Source organism: Dietzia sp. DQ11-44, from assembly GCF_014145205.1.
Lineage (GTDB): Bacteria > Actinomycetota > Actinomycetes > Mycobacteriales > Mycobacteriaceae > Dietzia > Dietzia natronolimnaea.
Window position 1 is genome coordinate 1 of record NZ_JAALEC010000107.1, and the last position, 1,668, is coordinate 1,668.

At 71.8% G+C, this 1,668-nt stretch carries 1 protein-coding gene; it reads left to right on the forward strand.

The features are described from left to right. Positions 1-93: 93 nt before the first annotated feature. A complete protein-coding gene (locus G6018_RS03310) occupies positions 94-1,542 on the forward strand; it encodes an SDR family NAD(P)-dependent oxidoreductase (protein WP_182638711.1) in 1,449 nt (482 codons plus the stop codon). Positions 1,543-1,668: the final 126 nt, after the last annotated feature.

Here is a 1,668-nt window from a genome sequence, read left to right on the forward strand (position 1 = left end):
GAGGCGCTCGCCGGGCTCAGGGCGGGTCGCGCGCCCACCCTGCCGTGGCGAGCGGTTTAGGGACCGACGGCCTCGTCGTCGTACCGTGTCCTGGTGACAGGCATCGATCCGGACGACCTCGAGACCCTCCAGCGCGTCCTCGACCAGGCGGCGGCGCTCGGGGAGGACCACCCCGATTCCATCCGTGTACAGCGCTCGGTCGGCCACATGTTCAAGCTGCTCAAGAAGTCCCGCCGGAACGAGGTCCGACGCGCCCGGCAGGAGGCGGACAAGGCGGTCATCGAGGCCACCGCGACCGGCTCGCCCTCCCGGATCGACGACGAGACGGCCGGGATCCGACTGGTGTCGAACACCCCGGGGGCCGTGGCCGGACACCTGCAGCGTGCGGTGGCGTGTTACGTGTGCAAGCAGTTGTACACCCAGGTCGATGCCTTCTACCACCAGCTGTGCCCCGAGTGCGCTGCGGCCAACCGCGCCAGGCGGGACCCGGACATGGACCTGACCGGTCGGCGGGCCCTGCTCACCGGTGGCCGCGCCAAGATCGGGATGTACATCGCGCTCATGCTGCTGCGGGCGGGGGCCGACGTGACCATCACGACCCGTTTCCCCCGCGACGCCGTCCGCCGGTTCGCCTCGATGCCCGACCACGCGGACTGGGCCCACAGGGTCCACGTGATCGGCGTGGACCTGCGCGATCCCGCCCAGGTCGTGGCACTGGCCGACGAGGTCGCCGCCGCCGGACCGCTCGACATCCTCATCAACAACGCCGCCCAGACGGTGCGCCGCTCCCCCGGGTCGTACTCCGGACTCGTGGACGGGGAGTCCGCGCCCCTCACCGGGCGGGCCGCCGACATCCCCATGATCACCATGGGCCGCACCTCCGAGCTGCACCCGGCCGCGCTGATGGGCGGCGAGTCCGCGCTCATCGGCTCCGACGAGGCCGAGCGCGAGGCCGGACACATCGCCGAACAGGCGCTCCTGGCCGGGTCGGCGTCCCTGGACCGCGTGGACGCCGGCACCGCCATCGATGCCGGCGGGCTGCTGCCGGACGTGGTCGACCACAACAGCTGGGTGGCCACGGTCGAGCAGGTGGAGCCCATGGAGATGCTCGAGGTGCAGCTGTGCAACTCGGTCGCCCCGTTCATCCTGGTCTCCCGACTGCGGCCCGCGCTCGCCGCGTCGAACGCCCGCCGCAAGTACGTCGTCAACGTCTCCGCCATGGAGGGGCAGTTCTCCCGGCGCTACAAGGGCGCGGGGCACCCGCACACCAACATGGCCAAGGCGGGCCTCAACATGCTCACCCGCACCTCCGCCGAGGAGATGTTCACCGAACACGGCATCCTCATGACCGCGGTCGACACGGGCTGGATCACGGACGAGCGTCCGCACACGACCAAGGTCCGGCTGCACGAGGAGGGCTTCCACGCACCCCTGGACCTCGTCGACGGCGCGGCCCGCGTGGTGGACCCGATCGTCCGCGGCGAGGCCGGAGTGGACCTCTACGGCTGCTTCCTCAAGGACTTCGAGCCGAGCCCGTGGTGAGCGTCGACGCCGCCCGGCGGATCCTGGCCGACGAGCTGCTGCCCGCGATCCGTGCCGCGGTGGCCGATCTCGGCGGCGACGGGCCCGACACGCTCGTGCACCACCGGCCCACCGCCGAGGGTTCCG